General features: G+C 71.0%; 16 protein-coding genes and 1 tRNA gene. 9 read left to right on the forward strand and 8 right to left on the reverse strand.

Annotation, left to right across the window (positions count from 1 at the left end):
* Positions 1-88: 88 nt before the first annotated feature.
* The gene (paaN, locus tag CP983_RS21320; RefSeq protein ID WP_125528672.1) at positions 89-1,780 is read left to right on the forward strand and encodes a phenylacetic acid degradation protein PaaN; all 1,692 of its coding nucleotides are present in this window, start codon (positions 89-91) and stop codon (positions 1,778-1,780) included.
* Here paaN and CP983_RS21325 read toward each other — a convergent pair.
* Genes CP983_RS21325 through CP983_RS21335 form a run of 3 tightly spaced genes read right to left on the reverse strand, consistent with a single transcriptional unit; the run spans position 1,777 to position 4,549 of the window.
* Complete coding sequence (locus CP983_RS21325) at positions 1,777-2,523, reverse strand: TrmH family RNA methyltransferase (protein ID WP_150501193.1); 747 nt, start codon at positions 2,521-2,523, stop codon at positions 1,777-1,779. The two genes, paaN and CP983_RS21325, sit on opposite strands and share 4 nt — an antisense overlap.
* A complete protein-coding gene (locus CP983_RS21330) occupies positions 2,520-3,746 on the reverse strand; it encodes an HTTM domain-containing protein (protein WP_150501195.1) in 1,227 nt (408 codons plus the stop codon). Before CP983_RS21330 ends, CP983_RS21325 begins: the two co-directional genes overlap by 4 nt.
* Positions 3,743-4,549 (reverse strand): DUF5819 family protein, encoded by an 807-nt coding sequence (locus tag CP983_RS21335; protein ID WP_150501197.1) that lies wholly within the window; start codon positions 4,547-4,549, stop codon positions 3,743-3,745. The genes CP983_RS21330 and CP983_RS21335 overlap by 4 nt, the downstream gene beginning before the upstream one ends.
* Before the next feature lie 203 nt (positions 4,550-4,752).
* On the opposite strand from CP983_RS21335, the gene CP983_RS21340 reads away from it, so the two are divergent.
* Positions 4,753-5,886: an acyl-CoA dehydrogenase family protein gene (locus CP983_RS21340; protein ID WP_125529626.1), complete on the forward strand. Its 1,134-nt coding sequence runs from the start codon at positions 4,753-4,755 to the stop codon at positions 5,884-5,886.
* Between the two features lie 87 nt (positions 5,887-5,973).
* Here the strand turns inward: CP983_RS21340 and CP983_RS21345 are convergent, their stop codons facing one another.
* The 4 genes from CP983_RS21345 to CP983_RS21360 all read right to left on the reverse strand — a co-directional run bounded on the left by CP983_RS21345 (position 5,974) and on the right by CP983_RS21360 (position 9,827).
* Complete coding sequence (locus CP983_RS21345; RefSeq protein WP_150506776.1) at positions 5,974-6,303, reverse strand: rhodanese-like domain-containing protein; 330 nt, start codon at positions 6,301-6,303, stop codon at positions 5,974-5,976.
* A gap of 57 nt (positions 6,304-6,360) precedes the next feature.
* Complete coding sequence (locus tag CP983_RS21350) at positions 6,361-7,176, reverse strand: hypothetical protein (RefSeq protein WP_308436556.1); 816 nt, start codon at positions 7,174-7,176, stop codon at positions 6,361-6,363.
* Between the two features lie 595 nt (positions 7,177-7,771).
* Positions 7,772-9,238, reverse strand: a complete 1,467-nt coding sequence (locus tag CP983_RS21355) for a DUF2252 domain-containing protein (protein ID WP_150501198.1) — start codon at positions 9,236-9,238, stop codon at positions 7,772-7,774.
* Between the two features lie 226 nt (positions 9,239-9,464).
* Complete coding sequence (locus CP983_RS21360) at positions 9,465-9,827, reverse strand: winged helix-turn-helix transcriptional regulator (protein ID WP_107904939.1); 363 nt, start codon at positions 9,825-9,827, stop codon at positions 9,465-9,467.
* A gap of 151 nt (positions 9,828-9,978) precedes the next feature.
* Here CP983_RS21360 and CP983_RS21365 point away from each other — a divergent pair, with 151 nt between their 5' ends.
* The gene (locus tag CP983_RS21365) at positions 9,979-10,629 is read left to right on the forward strand and encodes an FMN-dependent NADH-azoreductase (protein WP_107904940.1); all 651 of its coding nucleotides are present in this window, start codon (positions 9,979-9,981) and stop codon (positions 10,627-10,629) included.
* A gap of 272 nt (positions 10,630-10,901) precedes the next feature.
* Complete coding sequence (locus tag CP983_RS21370) at positions 10,902-11,264, forward strand: DUF1304 domain-containing protein (RefSeq protein ID WP_150501200.1); 363 nt, start codon at positions 10,902-10,904, stop codon at positions 11,262-11,264.
* Positions 11,265-11,418: 154 nt separating this feature from the next.
* Here the strand turns inward: CP983_RS21370 and CP983_RS21375 are convergent.
* A tRNA-Leu gene (locus tag CP983_RS21375) sits at positions 11,419-11,502 on the reverse strand.
* Between the two features lie 505 nt (positions 11,503-12,007).
* On the opposite strand from CP983_RS21375, the gene CP983_RS21380 reads away from it, so the two are divergent.
* The 5 genes from CP983_RS21380 to CP983_RS21400 all read left to right on the forward strand — a co-directional run bounded on the left by CP983_RS21380 (position 12,008) and on the right by CP983_RS21400 (position 18,010).
* Positions 12,008-12,874 carry an FhaA domain-containing protein gene (locus CP983_RS21380; RefSeq protein ID WP_107904942.1) on the forward strand — a complete coding sequence of 289 codons (867 nt, stop codon included), beginning with the start codon at positions 12,008-12,010 and terminating at the stop codon, positions 12,872-12,874.
* A 10-nt stretch (positions 12,875-12,884) separates the two neighbouring features.
* On the forward strand, positions 12,885-13,400 hold the full coding sequence (locus tag CP983_RS21385) for an FHA domain-containing protein FhaB/FipA (RefSeq protein WP_107904943.1): 516 nt from the start codon (positions 12,885-12,887) through the stop codon (positions 13,398-13,400).
* A gap of 90 nt (positions 13,401-13,490) precedes the next feature.
* Positions 13,491-15,071, forward strand: coding sequence for a Stp1/IreP family PP2C-type Ser/Thr phosphatase (locus CP983_RS21390; RefSeq protein WP_125527763.1), 1,581 nt, complete (start codon positions 13,491-13,493; stop codon positions 15,069-15,071).
* 27 nt (positions 15,072-15,098) lie between these two features.
* Entirely contained in the window at positions 15,099-16,538 is a 1,440-nt protein-coding gene (locus tag CP983_RS21395; RefSeq protein WP_107904944.1) for an FtsW/RodA/SpoVE family cell cycle protein, read from the forward strand.
* Positions 16,535-18,010, forward strand: coding sequence for a peptidoglycan D,D-transpeptidase FtsI family protein (locus CP983_RS21400; RefSeq protein ID WP_150501202.1), 1,476 nt, complete (start codon positions 16,535-16,537; stop codon positions 18,008-18,010). The genes CP983_RS21395 and CP983_RS21400 overlap by 4 nt, the downstream gene beginning before the upstream one ends.
* Positions 18,011-18,180: the final 170 nt, after the last annotated feature.

The raw sequence follows: 18,180 nt of genomic DNA on the forward strand, positions 1-18,180 counted from the left end.
CTCTAACTCTGTCTGGCTGTTCCTGCCCATGTTTCTGCCCAGGTCATGAGCTCGACGGAGAGCTCTGGAATCGAGGAGTTGGTCCCGCATGGCCGCCGAACTGACCGCCCACGAGCTGATCGCCAAGCACCGGCCCACCCTCGACCAGGCGCTGGAAGCGATCCGTACACGCGCGTACTGGTCACCGCACCCCGAGCACCCCAAGGCCTACGGCGAGAACGGCAGCCTGGACGCGGCGGCGGGCAAGGCGGCCTTCGACGCCCTCCTGGGCGGCCGCCTCGACCTCGGCCAGCCCGGCACCGACGACTGGGTGGGCGGCGAGACGTCCCCGTACGGCATCGAGCTGGGCGTCGAATACCCGCACGCCGACATCGACACGCTGCTGCCCGCCATGCAGGCCGGCCGGCGCGCGTGGCGCGACGCGGGCGCGGAGATGCGCGCGGTGGTGTGTGTGGAGATCCTCAAGCGGATCAGCGACCGGACGCACGAGTTCGCGCACGCGGTCATGCACACCTCCGGCCAGGCGTTCATGATGGCGTTCCAGGCGGGCGGCCCGCACGCGCAGGACCGCGGCCTGGAGGCGGTGGCGTACGCCTACGTCGAGCAGGTCCGCACCCCCGACACCGCGGAGTGGACCAAGCCGCAGGGCAAGCGCGACCCGCTCGCGCTGACCAAGCAGTTCACGCCGGTCCCGCGCGGGACCGCCCTGCTCATCGGCTGCAACACCTTCCCGACCTGGAACGGCTACCCGGGCCTGTTCGCCTCCCTCGCCACCGGCAACCCGGTCCTGGTCAAGCCGCACCCGCGCGCGGTGCTGCCGCTCGCGCTCACCGTGCAGGTCGCGCGCGAGGTCCTCGCCGAGGCGGGCTTCGACGCGAACCTCGTGGCGCTGGCCGCCGAGCGGCCCGGTGAGGGCATCGCCAAGACCCTGGCGACCCGCCCCGAGATCCGGATCATCGACTACACCGGCTCGACGGTGTTCGGCGACTGGCTGGAGGCCAACGCCCGCCAGGCGCAGGTCTACACGGAGAAGGCCGGCGTCAACACGGTGATCGTCGACTCCACCGACAACTACAAGGGGATGCTCTCCAACCTGGCCTTCTCGCTGTCCCTGTACAGCGGCCAGATGTGCACCACCCCGCAGAACCTCCTGGTGCCGCGCGACGGCATCCGCACCGACGAGGGCCCCAAGACCTACGACGAGGTCGTCGCCGACCTCGCCCGCGCGGTCGACGGCCTGCTCGGCGACGACGCCCGCGCGAACGCGCTGCTCGGCGCGATCGTCAACCCCGACGTCAAGGCCCGCCTGGAGGCCGCTGCCGGGCTCGGCGAAGTCGCCCTCGCGTCACGGGAGATCGCCAACCCCGAGTTCCCGGACGCGGTCGTCCGCACGCCGGTGATCGTCAAGCTGGACGGCGCCAAGCCGGACGACGAGGCCGCGTACATGAGCGAGTGCTTCGGTCCGGTGTCGTTCGCCGTGGCGATGGACTCGGCGGCGGACGCGGTGGAGCTGCTGCGGCGCACGGTGCGCGAGAAGGGCGCGATGACCGTCGGCGCGTACACCACCGACGACGAGGTCGAGGGCGCGATCCAGGAGGTGTGCCTGGAGGAGGCGGCCCAGCTGTCGCTGAACCTCACGGGCGGCGTGTACGTCAACCAGACGGCCGCGTTCTCCGACTTCCACGGGTCGGGCGGCAACCCGGCGGCCAACTCCGCGCTGTGCGACGGGGCGTTCGTCGCCAACCGGTTCCGCGTCGTCGAGGTGCGCCGGGAGGCCTAGGCCCGCGCGGCGCCCCCGGTGAGACTCCAGTGGTACAGCGTCATCGCGACGCTCGTCGCCAGGTTGTAGCTGGAGACCTGGGGGCGCATCGGCAGGGACAGCAAGTGGTCGGTGCGCGCCCGCAGTTCGGCCGACAGGCCGCTGCGCTCCGACCCGAAGGCGAGGACGGCGTCGTCCGGGAGCTTCACGCCCCGGATGTCGTCGCCCTCGGGGTCGAGGGCGAACAGCGGGCCCGGGGGCAGCTCGGGCACCGTCAGCCGCTCCACGACCGTCGCGAAGTGCAGTCCCGCACCGCCGCGCACGACCGTGGGGTGCCAGGGGTCGAGGGTGCCGGTGGTGACCACGCCGGTCACGCCGAACCCGGCGGCCAGACGGATCACGGCGCCCGCGTTGCCGAGGTTGCGGGGGTTGTCGAGGACGACGACCGGGGCGGTGCGCGGAGTGTGCGCCAGCTTGCCGAGGCCGGCGGCGCGTGACGGCCGTACCGCCAGGGCGGCCACCGCCGTGGGGTGCGGCCGCGGCACCAGGGACTTGTACGTCGGCTCCGGGACCTCGGTCAGGAGCCCGTCCAGGGCGTCCCGTACGTCCGGCGCCAGTTCGTCGGCGAGCGCCAGCGCCGCCTCCCGGTCCACGGCGACCGCGACCGGGACCTCGGCGCCGAAGCGCACGGCGTGCTTGAGAGCGTGGAAGCCGTCGAGCAGGACGGAGGTCTCGGCGAGCCGGTTCCAGGAGGCCAGGGTCATGCCGAAGAGCCTACGTGCGCGTGCTCGGGGTTCTCCGGGCTGCGCGGGGCAGGGGGCTTCACCGGGTGGTCGCCGCGCCGCACCAGCCCGGCCAGCCGGCCACGCGCGCGTGCGGCCAGGTCGCCCAGCCGGCGCAGGAACGACGCCGGCAGGAACACCGCGTCCGCCGCGATCATCGCCAGGGAGAAGAACGGCAGGCCGAGCACGACCGCGATCACGGCGTGCTCGGTGATCATCGCCGCGAGCAGGACGTTCTTGACCCGCCGGTTGAACAGCGTGAACGGGAAGGCGACCTGCACGACGACCGTGCCGTAGGTGATCAGCATGACCATGGTGCCGCTGGACGAGAGCACGTCGGCGAGCGCGGGCCAGGGCGAGAAGTAGTCGAGGTGCAGCGGGTAGTAGACGGCGGTGCCGTCCTGCCAGCGCGAACCCTGGATCTTGTACCAGCCGGCGGTGGCGTAGATCAGACACGCCTCGGCCATGATCACCAGCAGGGCGCCGTTGTGGACGACGTTGCCGATGACGTCCAGCAGGATGCGGGGCTCGGCGGTCCGCGCGCGGCGGCCCACGATCCACCACACGGCCGGGGCCAGCCAGCTGATCCACAGGATCAACGGCACGGTCAGGTCGCCGTCGAGCCGGCCCGCCGCGGTCACCGCGACCAGCACGAACCCGGACACGCTCCACAGGGCCGGACCCACCCGGTCCGGCGCCACGCGCTCACCCCGCGCGTGTGCGTCACGCGCGCGCCGTGCCCGGCGCTCGTCCAGCGACCAGACCTGACCGCAGCGCGTGAAGACGAGGTAGACGCACATCAGGTGCAGGACGTTGTCGCCGCCGTCGCCCATGAAGATGGACCGGTTCTGGAGCGAGAGCACGCCCACCATGAACAGCACGGACATCGCCCGGGTGCGCCAGCCGACCAGCAGCAGCACGGCCGTCAGGACGGCGAAGAGGTACACCGTCTCGAACCAGATCCCGCCGCGGAACCACATCAGCGCGGTGAAGGAGCCGTTCGTCCCGATCAGCTGCTGGGCGAGGTCGAAGTCCCAGGGCCCGCCGGGGCCGTACAGCTCCTGGCGGTGCGGGAACTCGCGCAGCAGGAACAGCAGCCAGGTCGCGCTGAAGCCGATGCGGATCACGGCCGTCTGATACGGGCCGAGGGCGGACTCCGTCACGCGGGCGATGGCGGAGGAGACCGCGAGGGCGAAGCGGTTCACCGGGTGCCTCCCGCGCCGATGCCGGCGGCGTCTGCGGCGGCGGCCCGGTCCTCCGGCACGGACCACCAGGGCAGCACTCGGTAGCTCGGCTTGTCCGAGATCTGCTCCTCGCTCCACTTCGGCGGGGGCACGTTGGTGGTGCGCGAGCGGACCTGGACGCGCTCGACGACGCCGCCCTCGCCGGCCGCGTCCGCGCGGTCGAGCCGCAGCTCCACTATGCGCCGCAGATACGTCTCGGACAGGGCGCCCCGAAGGCCCACCGGCCGGTTCTCGGTGTCGTGCGTGGCGACGAAGAAGTCCCAGGCCCGGCGCAGCTCGTTCTGCTGAGTGTGGCTGGGCAGCAGATTGCCGTCGATGGCCTCGCCGTCCTGGGCGGACAGGTCGTACCAGCCGGTCGTGCGCGTGCCGTCGCCGCCCGTGCCGACCTGGGCCCTGACCTGCACCGCGATGTTCTGCTGGAGCGGGTTGGGGGCGAACAGCTTCCAGTTCTGCTCGAACTCCGGGTATATCCAGTCGTCGATCGCCCCGCCGTGCTTCTTGGTGACCGTGTTCGGCGGCGCGACGTGCAGAAAGACCATCCCCGTGTGGACACAGACGACGATCGCCACCACCGCGACGGCTAGCGCGGCGACGATCTGGTAGCGCAGCGAGAGGGCGGCCACACCGGTGCGGGCCTCGGGTTCGGGCGCGGGCGACGGCGGGAGGGCGAGCGACGGTTCGGCGGGCGGGGCGGGCGGCGGCACCAGGGGCGGCTCCCGGTCCGGCCCGTGCCGGGCGGCCGAGCCTGCGTCGTACGCGTCCATCCTGCCCCGATTCCCGATTCCGGTCCGTCCCGCCTCAGCGCTCGCACGGGAACGGTACTCAGGCCGACGCGCCGGGCACAGCCCCTGCCGGACCGACGTTGCCCACACCTTACGGGGGTGCCGACGGGACCATTCCCTTCTTCTAGAACCTGTTCTATCTTGACGCACCGTCAGATCGCCGTGGGTGTGGAAGGGCAGGGACCGTGGACTTCACCTTCACCGAGGAGCAGCAGGCGGCGGCCGAGGCGGCGCGCGGAGTGTTCGCCGGGGTCGCACCGGACGCCGTGCCCTCTCCCGCGCTCACCCCGGGCGCCGTCGCCGACACCTTCGACCGCCCCCTGTGGGACCGGCTCGCCGACGCGGACCTGCTGAGCCTGCTCCTCACGGAGGAGTACGGCGGCGCGGGCCTCGACGCCGTCGCCCTGTGCCAGGTCCTGCGCGAATCGGCGAAGGTGCTGGCCAGGGTGCCCCTGCTGGAGAGCAGCGCCGCGATGGCCGCCGTCCAGGCGTACGGCGGCCCGGAACTGAAGGCCGACCTGCTGGCCCGCGCCGGGCGCGGCGAGCTGGTGCTGACGGTCGCCGCGCACGGCCGCACCGGCCACGACCCGGCCGAGCTCGCCACCACCGCCCGACGGGACGGCTCCGGGTGGGTGCTCGACGGGGTGCAGACCGCGGTGGCCTGGGCGTACGACGCCGATCTCGTCGCCGTGCCGGCCCGTACGGACGCGGATCTGACCGTCCTCGCGCTGGTACCGCGCGATACGGAGGGGGTCTCGCTCGCCGAGCAGTTCTCGACCAGCGGGGAACGGCTAGGGGAGCTGCGGCTGGAGTCGGTGCGACTGACCGCGCGGGACGTCATCGACACCGAGGGGGCGTGGGAGTGGCTGCGCGAGCTGCTGGCCACGGGGACGTGCGCGCTGGCGCTCGGGCTGGGGGAGCGGGTGCTGGGGATGACGTCCGAGTACGCGAGCAAGCGGGAGCAGTTCGGGCATCCCATCGCCACGTTCCAGGCGGTCGCGGTGCAGTCCGCCGACCGCTACATCGACCTGCGCGCGATGGAGGCCACCCTGTGGCAGGCCGCCTGGCGGATCACCTCGGGGGCATCGGGGGCACTGCCTGCCTCCGGGGACGTGGCCGTGGCCAAGATCTGGGCCTCGGAGGGTGTACGCCGGGTCGTGCAGACCGCCCAGCATCTGCACGGCGGCTTCGGCGCCGACGTCGACTATCCCCTGCACCGGTACCACGCCTGGGCCAAGCACCTGGAACTGACGCTCGGCCCGGCAGCGGCACACGAGGAAGCACTGGGAGATCTGCTGGCGGCGCATCCGCTGGGCTGACCCGACGGGAGCCGGGGCCCTTGCGCCGCGGATGTCGGGCGCCCTGCAGCACGAAACCGGGCGCCCTACGACACGGAGCCGGGCGCCCTAGAGCACGAAGCCGGGCTGGCCCTCGTTGTTCACGACGGGGCGTCCGGCCGCCGCCCACACCTGCATGCCGCCGTCGACGTTCACGGCGTCGACGCCCTGCTGGACCAGGTACATCGCGACCTGCGCCGAGCGGCCGCCGGAGCGGCAGATCACGTTGACCCGGCCGTCCTGCGGGGCGGCCTCGGTCAGCTCGCCGTAGCGGGCCACGAACTCGCTGATGGGAATGTGCAGTGCGCCATGGGCATGGCCCGCCTGCCATTCGTCGTCCTCACGGACGTCCAGAAGGAAGTCGTCGTCCTTGAGGTCGGTGACCTCGACGGTGGGCACCGCAGATCCGAAATTCATGACTCCGACGCTACCTGACGGGTGCGGGTCACCCGGCGGCTAGCCGAGCAATGCCGCCAGCTCCGCTTCCCGCGCCGCGACCTGGGCCAGCAACTGCTCGGCGATCTCGTCGAGAAGACGGTCCGGGTCGTCCGGGGCCAGGCGGAGCATCGCGCCGATCGCGCTCTCCTCCAGGTCCTTCGCGACCAGCGTGAGCATCTCCTTGCGCTGCGCCAGCCATTCGAGGCGGGCGTAGAGCTCCTCGCTGGGAGTCGGGCCCTGCTCCTTGGGCGCGGGCCCCGCGGCCCACTCCTCGGCCAGCTCCCGCAGCAGCGCCTCGTCCCCACGGGCATAGGCGGCGTTGACGCGGGTGATGAACTCCTCGCGCCTTGCCCGCTCGGCCTCCTCCTGCGCGAGGTCGGGGTGGGCCTTGCGGGCCAGCTCGCGGTAGAGCTTGCGGGCCTCGTCGCTCGGGCGCACCCGCTGCGGGGGCCGTACCGGCTGATCCGTGAGCATCGCCGCGGCCTCCGGGAACAGCCCTTCGCCGTCCATCCAGCCGTGGAACAGCTCCTCGACACCGGGCATCGGCATCACCCGGGCACGGGCCTCGTCGGCCTTGCGGATGTCCTCGGGGTCACCGGTACGGGCGGCGACGGCCTCGGCGATCCGGGCGTCCAGCTCGTCGAGGCGCGTGTACATCGGGCCGAGCTTCTGGTGGTGCAGCCGGGAGAAGTTGTCCACCTCGACCCGGAAGGTCTCCACCGCGATCTCGTACTCGATCAGCGCCTGCTCGGCGGCCCGCACGGCCCGCTCCAACCGCGCCTCGGGCCGCTCGGCCGGTTCCTCCACAGCCACGGCATCCTCTGCCGCGGCCACGGCTTCGTCAGCGACCGCCACGGCTTCGTCAGCGGCCGCCGCAGCCTCCTCGGCCGACTCCACAGCTCCTTCGGCCGGCTCCACAGCTTCGTCGGCCGGCTGCTGGGCTTCTCCTGCCGACTCCGCGGCTGTATCTGCCGTCTCGGCGGCCGTCACCCGCGCCTCACCACCCTGCTCGACTCCGCCGACGGGCACCTCGGCACCGTTCGGCGCCCCCTCACCAGCGGGCTCGGCCTGGGACTGCTCAGCTTCCGGCGTCATCACCCGCCCAGCGTAGGCCACACCGGGCCCGGCCCTTCGAACACCGGCATCGCCACCGACGCCGATCCGGGGGCGCGGAACCGTCCGGCGACCGTTGCCCCGGGGGAGGCGGGCGTCACGGGCAGGGAAGCGTCCGCCACCGGCCGCTGGGCGTGCGGCGCACGCCGAGCAGCGTCGGTCACCCGCCGGGAAGCGTCCGTCCCCCGCCGGGCGGCCTCGGCCCTGCCCCAAAGCGTCCGTCCACAAAGCGTCCGTCCACACCGGGCGGCCTCGGCGCCATGCCCCAGCCGCCCGTCATACGCCGGACGGCGTCCTCACACGCCGGAGGCGTCCGTCATACGCCCATCTCCGCCGCGATCCGCCCGTCCCGCACCGCCGTCACGAGTTCGGCGTGGTCCGCCTCGGTGCGGTCGGCGTAGGCGAGGGCGAACTCGGCGATCGCCTCGTCCAGTTCCTCGTTCTTGCCGCAGTAGCCCGCGATCAGGCGGGGGTCGGCGCTGTGGGAGTGGGCGCGGGCCAGGAGGGCGCCGGTCATGCGGGCGTAGTCGTCTATCTGGTCGGCGGCCAGCGCGGCCGGGTCGACGCTGCCCTTGCGGTTGCGGAACTGGCGGACCTGGAAGGGGAGTCCGTCGACCGTCGTCCAGCCGAGCAGGATGTCGCTGACGACCTGCATGCGCTTCTGGCCGAGAACCACGCGCCGCCCCTCGTGGTCCGTGCCGGGCGCCTCGAAGCCGGCCGTCACCAGGTGCGGGACCAGGGCGGAGGGGCGGGCCTCCTTCACCTGAAGGACCAGCGGCTCGCCGCGGTGGTCCAGCAGCAGGACCACGTAGGAGCGGGTGCCCACGCTGCCGGTGCCGACCACGCGGAACGCCACGTCGTGCACCGCGTGCCGGGACAGCAGCGGGTGGCGGTCCTCGGAGAGGGTCGTGACGTAGCTCTCCAGGGACGCGGCCACCGCGGCCGCCTCCTCGTCCGGCACCCGGCGCAGCACCGGCGGAGCGTCGACGAAGCTGCGCCCGCCGTCCTCGGTCGGCGCAGTCGACTTCGCGGCGAAGCGGCCGCTGGTGTTGGCCCGCGCCTTCTCCGCGACCCGCTCCAGTGTGCCGAGCAGGTCATGGGCGTCGGTGTGGGAGACGAGCTCCTCGTCCGCGATCGCGTTCCACGCGTCCAGCACCGGGAGCTTGGCCAGCAGCCGCATGGTGCGCCGGTAGGAACCGACGGTGTCGTGCGCGGCCTTGCGGCACTTGTCCTCGTCGGCGCCGGCCTCCCGGCCCGCGAGCACGAGCGAGGTGGCGAGCCGCTTGAGGTCCCACTCCCAGGGGCCGTACAGCGTCTCGTCGAAGTCGTTCAGGTCGATGACCAGGCCGCCGCGGGCGTCGGCGTACAGCCCGAAATTCGCCGCGTGCGCGTCGCCGCAGATCTGTGCGCGGATCCGGGTCATGGGGGTGCGGGCGAGGTCGTAGGCCATGAGCCCGGCCGAGCCGCGCAGGAACGCGAAGGGCGTCGCCGCCATCCTGCCGACCCTTATCGGGGTGAGGTCGGTGAGCCGGCCGAGGTTGGACTCCTCGACGGCGGCCACGGCGCCGGGGCGGGAGGCGTCCAGGTCGAACACCGCGTGCTCGGCGCGCGGTACCCGCTTGCGCAGCTCCTTGCCCTCCTCCTTCGGCGATCCGCCGCCGGGCCACTCGGCGAACCCCTGCACGCGCGGCAGCCGACGCGCCGCGGACGCCGTGCGCTCCCCGGACTCCGACGCCGCCGCAGCCGCCTCCGCCGCCACAGCCTCGGCACCGACCTCGGTCATACCGACCGCCTCCCCCGCTCACGCACGAACATCAACTCGTGCCGACGTTACAACCGGTGGCCGGAACGCGTCAGACCCTGTGGACAACTCCGCAGATGTGGAAAACCCGCTTGGCGGTGCCGGTGTCCTCCTGCGGCCGACGGGGGGCAAGTGGCCGAGGGGCGTGGGCGCGCGGGGGCGTACAGCAGGAGCAGGGCCTGGCCCGCCCACTCACCCGCAACGACCTTCAGCAGCCCTCCGGCCGCTCCCCGTCCCCCAGGTACTTCTTCGCCCATCCGCCCAACTCGGCCAGCGCGGGCTCCAGCGCCGCCCCCGACTCCGTCAGCCGGTACACCACCCGCAGCGGCGGCCCCTCGTAGACCTCACGCACCACCAGTCCCGCCGCGGCGAGCTCGGTGAGCCGGTCGGAGAGCATGCGCTCGCTGATGCCCGGGATCGCCCGGCGCAGGGCGACGAAGTAGGCGGGGCCCGAGGTCAGGACGGACACGATCGGGCCGGTCCACCGCTTTCCGAGCAGCTGGAAGACGCGGTTGATCCCCTCGTCGACCCGCTTGCACTGCGCCACGTCGTGACTCTGCTCACCCGCCATGCCCTTCAGGGTACTGCCCTGCGGTACGGGGATGAAAAAAAGTAAGTGACTGTGTTATCCATAGTCGAGTACGAACTTTCAGTTCCTGCGGACAGGTACGTCCCTGTACACGGAATCCCCCTGCCCGCTCCCGTCCTTCCTGGAGACCCCCATGGCCACGCTCCTGCACATCGACTCCTCGGTCTTCTCGACCGGCGCCTCCTCCTCCCGTGCCGTCACCGACGCCTTCCGGCGCATCTGGCAGGAGCAGCACCCCGAGGGCACGGTGATCCACCGCGACCTCGCCGCGCAGCCGGTGCCGCACATCGACGCCCACTCCCACACCGCGGGCTTCTCCGATCCGGCGACGCACACCCCGGAGCAGGCGGCCGCCTTCGCCGAGCGCGTGAAGCTGATCGAGGAGCTGGAGAGCGCGGACGCCGTGCTGATCGGCGCTCCGATGTACAACCTGACGATCCCGTCGACCCTGAAGGCCTACCTGGACAACGTGGTGCTGATGGGCCGTACCGCGGGCGACGCCCAGTCGATCAAGGGGACCCCGGTCACCGTCGTCGCCAGCCGCGGCGGCGCGTACGGTCCGGGCACCCCGCGCGAGGGCTATGAGTACGTGCAGAACTACCTGTCGGCGATCCTGGCCGACTTCCTCGGCGCCGACCTCGACTTCATCGTCCCGGAGCTGACGATGGCCCCGGCCAACCCCGCGATGGCCGAGCTGGTCCCCCTCTTCGAGGCCTCCCGTGAGCGCGCCCTCGACGAGGCCACCACCAAGGCCAAGCAGCTGGCCCAGAAGCTCGCGGCGTAACGCCGGCCGGCCGGTCCACCGAGCGCACCGGCCCGCGCCGCCGGCCACACCAGCAGCTCCGACGGCCGCACACACGCGTGGAGCCCCGCAACGCCACAGCGGGGCTCCACACACGCGTAGCGGCCGTTCGGCCTCAACGCCTCCCCCATCCCCCTACGACGACCTACGACGACGCCTATCCGGGAGTCACCCGCCGCCTCGCACGGGCCCCAGCCCCGCGCCCCGTCAGCCCCGCCCCCACCCGCCCCCGCACCCCCCGGCACAATCACCGCATGCATGCGATCTCAGTCGTCCTCGTCGCCCTCATGGCGCTGCTGCACGCCTACATCCTGGTGCTGGAGATGTTCCTGTGGCAGCGCGGCCCGGGCCGCGGCCTCTCCGGCTTCGACGCCGAAATGGCCCGCGCCACCGCGCCGCTGGCCGCGAACCAGGGCCTCTACAACGGCTTCCTGGCCGCGGGCCTGGTCTGGGGGCTGATCGCCGACGACCCGACCGGTCGCCAGGTCCAGATCTTCTTCCTGTCCTGCATGGTCGTCGCCGGCGTCTACGGCGCGGCCACCGCCAACCGCCGCATCCTCTTCGTCCAGGCCCTGCCCGCCGCCGTGACGCTCGCCACGGTCGTCGCGGCGGGCTGAGCCGCTGCCCCGGCACTCGGCCCGTGCCGTGACCTGAGAGCTTCATCACAGGTCACGGCACCAAGAGGCCCTGCCGCGAGGGTGGTGGACAGCACAACGTGGCGAACACAACAGAAGAGGCGGCATCGTGTTGACGATGCCGCCTCTTCGAGAGTGCGCGAGGGGGGAGTTGAACCCCCACGCCCTTGCGGGCACTGGAACCTGAATCCAGCGCGTCTGCCTATTCCGCCACCCGCGCATTGGGTGTGTCCTCGGGGCCTTGCCTTGCGGTCCGGCGCCTTCCGACACCCAGAACATTAGCACGGCGGCCAGGGTGGGTTCACATCCCTTATCCGCAGGCAGCCGCCCGCCCAGGCCGGTGCGGGCGCCCACCAGCGCAGTCGCCGAAGACCCCGGCACGGTGACCGATCCGCGGCCGCCCGCACTCCGTATCAGGGAGTACATGTTCACGTATCAACCTCGTACCGGTCCTGGGCATCTCCCCAGAAGCCGGTCGGGGTCCACAGTCAGGTGCGGGACACTGGTTTGCGGCCGCCTCTACGATCCATGGGAAGACTGTGTCCTCGAAGAGTTCGAAGGGGAGCTCCGGAGGGAACTTCGAGGGCGTCGACACCCGTCGACCGGGCCGACAGGGGGAACCAGCCGATTTACCGGCGCGTGGATACGATCAGTAAGCAGTACCAGGTAAGGCAGTGCCCGCCCGGCGGGATGCAGGACCAAGCAGGCTACGGAGGAGGTGCCCCATGGGAGTCCTGAAGAAGTTCGAGCAGCGTCTCGAAGGTCTGGTCAACGGCACCTTCGCCAAGGTGTTCAAGTCCGAGGTCCAGCCCGTGGAGATCGCCGGCGCGCTTCAGCGCGAGTGCGACAACAACGCGACGATCTGGAACCGCGACCGGACCGTCGTACCCAATGACTTCATCGTGGAGCTGAGCACGCCGGACTTCGAGCGGCTGAGCCCCTACTCGGGCCAGCTCGGCGACGAGCTCGCCGGCATGGTCCGCGACTACGCCAAGCAGCAGCGCTACACCTTCATGGGCCCGATCAAGGTGCACCTGGAGAAGGCCGACGATCTCGACACCGGCCTGTACCGCGTGCGCAGCCGTACGCTCGCCGGCTCCACCGATCAGCAGGGCCAGCAGGCCCCCGCACCCGCCGCCCCGCCCGGGCGGCCCGGCGGCGCCCAGGGCGGCTACGGCTACCCTCAGCCCGCCGCGCCCGCGGGAGCCCCGCCCATGCCGCCGTCGCCGCCCGGCGGACGCCCCGGCGGCTACGGCTACCCGCAGCCCGCGGGTGGCCAGCGTCCTCCCGCCGCACCCGCGGCAGGCGGCCGCACCCGCTACTGGATCGAGATCAACGGCACCCGCCATCAGATCTCCCGCGCCACGCTCGTGCTGGGTCGCAGCACCGACGCCGACGTGCGGATCGACGACCCCGGCGTCTCCCGCCGGCACTGCGAGATCCGGACCGGAACGCCCTCGACGATCCAGGATCTCGGGTCCACCAACGGCATCGTGGTGGACGGGCAGCACACCACCCGCGCTACGCTCCGCGACGGCTCGCGGATCGTCGTGGGCAGCAGCACCATCATTTACCGGCAAGCCGAAGGGTGAAGCGGGGGCAATGTCAGAGCTGACCCTCACGGTCATGCGGCTGGGTTTCCTGGCCGTACTGTGGCTGTTCGTGATCGTGGCCGTGCAGGTCATCCGCAGCGACCTGTTCGGTACGCGTGTCACCCAGCGCGGGTCCAGGCGGGAGGCCGGACGGCAGCAGCAGGCTGCCAGGCAGGCCGCGGCGCCTCCGCAGCAGCGCGGCCAGCAGGCCGGCGGCCGGCAGCGCCGTAACGCTCCCTCGAAGCTGGTCGTGTCCGAAGGCACCCTGACCGGCACCACCGTCGCGCTGCAGGGCCAGACCATCACCCTGGGCCGCGCGCACGACAGCACGATCGTGCTGGACGACGACTACGCCTCCAGCAGGCATGCCAGGATCTACCCGGACCGCGACGGCCAGTGGATCGTCGAGGACCTGGGCTCCACCAACGGCACGTACCTCGACCGATCGCGGCTCACGACCCCGACACCGATTCCGCTGGGCGCGCCGATCCGCATCGGCAAGACCGTCATCGAGCTGCGGAAGTAGTACGACAATGAGCGAGCGGAGCGAGCACGCAGCGGTGGCCCACACCAAGGGCCCCGGCGCGCTCCCGACCGGAGGGTGGGCACCGTGCGGATGTACCCGGAGCCGACGGGCGAGGTGCGCATGAGTCTGTCACTGCGCTTCGCCGCCGGATCGCACAAAGGCATGATCCGGGAGGGCAACGAGGACTCCGGATACGCCGGACCCCGCCTGCTCGCCATCGCCGACGGCATGGGCGGCGCGGCCGCGGGCGAGGTCGCCTCCTCCGAGGCGATCTCCACCATCGTCGCCCTCGACGACGACGTCCCCGGCTCGGACATCCTCACCTCGCTCGGCACGGCCGTGCAGCGCGCCAACGACCAGCTGCGCTCGATGGTCGAGGAGGACCCCCAGCTCGAGGGCATGGGCACCACGCTCACCGCCCTGCTGTGGACCGGTCAGCGCCTCGGCCTCGTGCACGTCGGCGACTCGCGCGCCTACCTGCTGCGCGACGGCGTCCTCACGCAGATCACGCAGGACCACACCTGGGTGCAGCGGCTCGTCGACGAGGGCCGCATCACCGAGGAGGAGGCGACCACGCATCCGCAGCGCTCGCTGCTGATGCGCGCGCTGGGCAGCGGCGACCATGTCGAGCCCGACCTGTCGATCCGTGAAGTCCGCGCCGGCGACCGGTACTTGATCTGCTCCGACGGCCTGTCCGGCGTCGTGTCCCACCAGACCCTGGAGGACACCCTCGCCAGCTACCAGGGCCCACAGGAGACCGTGCAGGAGCTCATCCAGCTCGCGCTGCGCGGCGGCGGCCCCGACAACATCACGGTGATCATCGCGGACGTCCTCGACCTGGACACCGGGGACACCCTCGCCGGGCAGCTGTCCGACACCCCGGTCGTGGTCGGCGCGGTCGCCGAGAACCAGCCGCACCACCTGCACGACAACGGCATCATGCAGACCCCGGCCGGACGCGCCTCCGGGCTCGGCCGCCAGGTGCCCGGACAGGGCGGCGGGGGCGGCGAGTTCGGCCCGCCCGGCTCCGGCGACACCACCGGGTACGCCCCGGCGGGCGGCTTCGGGGACTACACCGACGACGACTTCGTCAAGCCCCGCAAGGGCCGCAGGTGGCTGAAGAGATCCTTCTACTCGGTCCTCGCGCTCGCCGTCATCGGCGGCGGGATGTACGGCGGCTGGCGCTGGACGCAGACGCAGTACTACGTCGGCACGAACGAGGAACACGTCGCCCTGTACCGCGGGATCAGCCAGGACCTGGCCTGGGTCTCGCTCTCGAAGGTGGAGAAGGATCACCCCGAGATCGAACTCAAGTACCTGCCGCCCTACCAGCAGAAGCTCGTCGAGGCGACCATCGCCGAGGGCGGTCTGAAGGACGCCCAGGCGAAGATCGACGAACTCCAGCTCCAGGCCACCGCGTGCAAGAAGCGTGCCGCGCAGCAGGCCGCCCAGAGCGAGCAGAACGCCAAGACCGGTGAGGGCGAGGCCGGAGGCACCACGGGAACCACCCGTACCTCTCTTACGTCCAAGGCGACACCGACACCGAATCCCTCGGCGTCGACCAAGTCCCCGCCCCCGTCCACCTCCCCGACACCGACTGCGACGCCAAGCCCCGGCCCCACACTCTCGGAGGAAGAGCAGAAGGTCGTTTCGAACTGCGGTACGCAGTAGGCAAGCCGCGAGAGGCCCCGTCACACCATGAGCAGTACTACGAACTCGCCGACGCATCACACTTCCACGATCGGCGCGATCGGCGCGCCGAGCAGGCGCAACACCGAGCTGGTATTGCTGGCGTTCGCGGTCGTCATCCCGGTCTTCGCCTATGCCAACGTGGGCCTGGCGATGAACGACGAGGTGCCGGCCGGCCTGCTGGGCTACGGACTCGGGCTCGGCCTCCTGGCGGGCATCGGCCACCTCGCCGTACGCAAGTTCGCGCCGTACGCCGACCCGCTGATGCTGCCGCTGGCCACCTTGCTGAACGGGCTCGGCCTGGTCGTGATCTGGCGGCTGGACCAGTCGAAGCGACTCAGTAACTACGCCGATGCCGCACCGCGGCAGCTGCTGTACTCAGCGCTCGGCGTCGCCCTGCTCGTGGCCGTGCTGGTCTTCCTGAAGGACCACCGCGTCCTGCAGCGCTACACGTACATCTCGATGGCGGGCGCGCTGTTCCTGCTGATCCTGCCGCTCGTGCCCGGACTCGGCGCGAACATCTACGGCGCCAAGATCTGGATCAACATCCCCGGCCTGGGCACGGTCCAGCCCGGTGAGTTCGCGAAGATCGTCCTGGCGGTGTTCTTCGCCGGCTACCTCATGGTCAAGAGAGACGCCCTGGCCCTGGCCAGCCGTCGCTTCATGGGCCTGTACCTGCCGCGCGGCCGCGACCTCGGTCCGATCCTCGTGGTCTGGGTCATCTCGATCCTGATCCTGGTCTTCGAGACCGACCTCGGAACGTCCCTGCTGTTCTTCGGGATGTTCGTCATCATGCTGTACGTCGCCACCGAGCGGACCAGCTGGATCGTCTTCGGTCTGCTGATGTCCGCGGTCGGCGCGGTCGGTGTGGCGAGCTTCGAGCCGCACATCCAGACGCGTGTGCAGGCCTGGCTCGACCCGGCGCGCGAGTTCCAGCTCAGCCGCGCCGGCGTCCAGGACGGCATCCTCCACTCCGAGCAGGCCATGCAGGCCCTGTGGGCCTTCGGCTCCGGCGGCACCCTCGGCACCGGTCTCGGCCAGGGCAATTCCGACCTCATCGGCTTCGCCGCCAACTCCGACTTCATCCTCGCCACCTTCGGCGAGGAGCTGGGCCTGGCAGGCGTCATGGCGATTCTGCTGCTCTACGGGCTGATCGTCGAGCGCGGTGTGCGCACCGCCCTCGCGGCCCGCGACCCGTTCGGCAAGCTGCTCGCCGTCGGCCTGTCCGGCGCCTTCGCCCTCCAGGTCTTCGTCGTGGCCGGCGGTGTCATGGGCCTCATCCCGCTGACCGGTATGACGCTGCCCTTCGTGGCGTACGGCGGTTCCTCCGTCATCGCCAACTGGGCCCTGATCGGCATCCTGCTGCGCATCAGCGACACCGCACGCCGGCCCGCGCCCGCCCCCGCGCCCAACCCCGACGCCGAGATGACCCAGGTGGTCCGTCCGTGAACAAGCCCCTACGCCGGATCGCGATCTTCTGCGGACTCCTCGTCCTGGCTCTGCTCATCCGCGACAACTGGATCCAGTACGTCCAGGCCGACGAGCTGAGGACGGACAAGGCCAACCGCCGCGTCACCATCGAGCGCTACGGCACCCCGCGCGGCAACATCATCGTCGACGGCAAGGCCATCACCGGCTCGAAGGAGACCTCGGGCACCGACTTCAAGTTCAAGCGCACCTACACGAACGGCCCGATGTGGGCGCCGGTCACCGGCTACGCCTCGCAGGCCTTCGGCGCCAACCAGCTGGAGTACATCGAGGACGGCATCCTCACCGGCAACGACGACCGGCTGTTCTTCCGTAACACCCTCGACATGCTCACGGGCAAGGAGAGGGAGGGCGGCAATGTGGTGACCACCCTCAACGCCGCCGCGCAGAAGGCCGCGTACGAAGGTCTGAAGGACCGCGGCAAGGGCGCGGTCGTGGCCCTGGAGCCGTCCACCGGCAAGATCCTGGCGCTGGCGTCCTTCCCTTCGTACGACCCCTCGTCCTTCGCCGGCAACTCCACCACGACCGACTCCAAGGCGTGGACGAAGCTCCAGAAGAAGAACAACCCCGACGACCCGATGCTCAACCGGGCACTGCGTGAGGTCTACCCGCCCGGCTCGACCTTCAAGGTCGTCACCGCGGCCGCAGCGCTGGAGCACGGGCTGTACACGGACGCCGACGCGAAGACGGACTCGCCGGACCCGTGGGTCATGGAGGGCACCACCACCAAGCTGCCGAACGAGGGCACCATCCCCTGCAAGAACGCGACGCTGCGAGTCGCCCTCAAGTTCTCCTGCAACACCGTCTTCGGCAAGGTCGGCTCCGACCTCGGCAACGACAAGATGCTGGAGACGGCCAAGAAGTTCGGCTTCACCGAGGAGCAGTTCACCCCGACCCGCACCAGCGCGTCGGTCTTCTCCGACGACATGAACCCCTCGCAGACGGCCCTGTCCTCCATCGGCCAGTTCAACACCGCCGCGACGCCGCTCCAGATGGCCATGGTCGCCTCGGCCGTCGCCAACAACGGCACGCTGATGAAGCCGTACATGATCGACGAGCTCCAGACCAACAACCTCGACGCCATCGAGAAGACCGACCCGGAGGAGATGAGCAAGCCGCTGTCGGCGGAGAACGCTCAGAAGCTCCAGTCGATGATGGAGACGGTCGTCGAGGACGGCACCGGCAAGAACGCTCAGATCAGCGGCGTGAAGGTGGGCGGCAAGACCGGTACCGCCCAGCACGGTGTGGACAACAGCGAGAACCCCTACGCGTGGTTCATCTCCTACGCCAAGCTCGACGACGGCAGCGCCCCGGTGGCCGTGGCCGTCGTCGTGGAGGACCAGAACGCGGTCCGCGACGACATCTCCGGTGGCGGCCTCGCCGCGCCTATCGCCAAGAGCGTGATGGAGGCGGTCATCAAGAGCAAGAAGTGAACCTGCTCACGTCCCCTTCACATCGGTGCACGTTGCGATACCGGTCCTGTATCGGGTTACGGGCTTGGCCAGGTCACACAAGATGAGCCGGGTACGGTATGCCCGGACGGCACACCGCCCCACCCACAAGGGTGAGGTCGGGACCGACGGAGAGGGCTGGTAGGTAGCTT

Source organism: Streptomyces chartreusis (genome assembly GCF_008704715.1).
Classification (GTDB): domain Bacteria; phylum Actinomycetota; class Actinomycetes; order Streptomycetales; family Streptomycetaceae; genus Streptomyces; species Streptomyces chartreusis.

Excerpts from the sequence above, each read along its gene's own strand:
- paaN (WP_125528672.1), top strand. The coding sequence starts at position 89 with ATGGCCGCCGAACTGACCGCCCACGAGCTGATCGCCAAGCACCGGCCC.
- CP983_RS21325 (WP_150501193.1), bottom strand. The coding sequence starts at position 2,523 with ATGACCCTGGCCTCCTGGAACCGGCTCGCCGAGACCTCCGTCCTGCTC.
- CP983_RS21335 (WP_150501197.1), bottom strand. The coding sequence starts at position 4,549 with ATGGACGCGTACGACGCAGGCTCGGCCGCCCGGCACGGGCCGGACCGG.
- CP983_RS21355 (WP_150501198.1), bottom strand. The coding sequence starts at position 9,238 with ATGACCGAGGTCGGTGCCGAGGCTGTGGCGGCGGAGGCGGCTGCGGCG.
- CP983_RS21360 (WP_107904939.1), bottom strand. The coding sequence starts at position 9,827 with ATGGCGGGTGAGCAGAGTCACGACGTGGCGCAGTGCAAGCGGGTCGAC.
- CP983_RS21365 (WP_107904940.1), top strand. The coding sequence starts at position 9,979 with ATGGCCACGCTCCTGCACATCGACTCCTCGGTCTTCTCGACCGGCGCC.
- CP983_RS21370 (WP_150501200.1), top strand. The coding sequence starts at position 10,902 with ATGCATGCGATCTCAGTCGTCCTCGTCGCCCTCATGGCGCTGCTGCAC.
- CP983_RS21380 (WP_107904942.1), top strand. The coding sequence starts at position 12,008 with ATGGGAGTCCTGAAGAAGTTCGAGCAGCGTCTCGAAGGTCTGGTCAAC.
- CP983_RS21385 (WP_107904943.1), top strand. The coding sequence starts at position 12,885 with ATGTCAGAGCTGACCCTCACGGTCATGCGGCTGGGTTTCCTGGCCGTA.
- CP983_RS21390 (WP_125527763.1), top strand. The coding sequence starts at position 13,491 with ATGTACCCGGAGCCGACGGGCGAGGTGCGCATGAGTCTGTCACTGCGC.
- CP983_RS21395 (WP_107904944.1), top strand. The coding sequence starts at position 15,099 with ATGAGCAGTACTACGAACTCGCCGACGCATCACACTTCCACGATCGGC.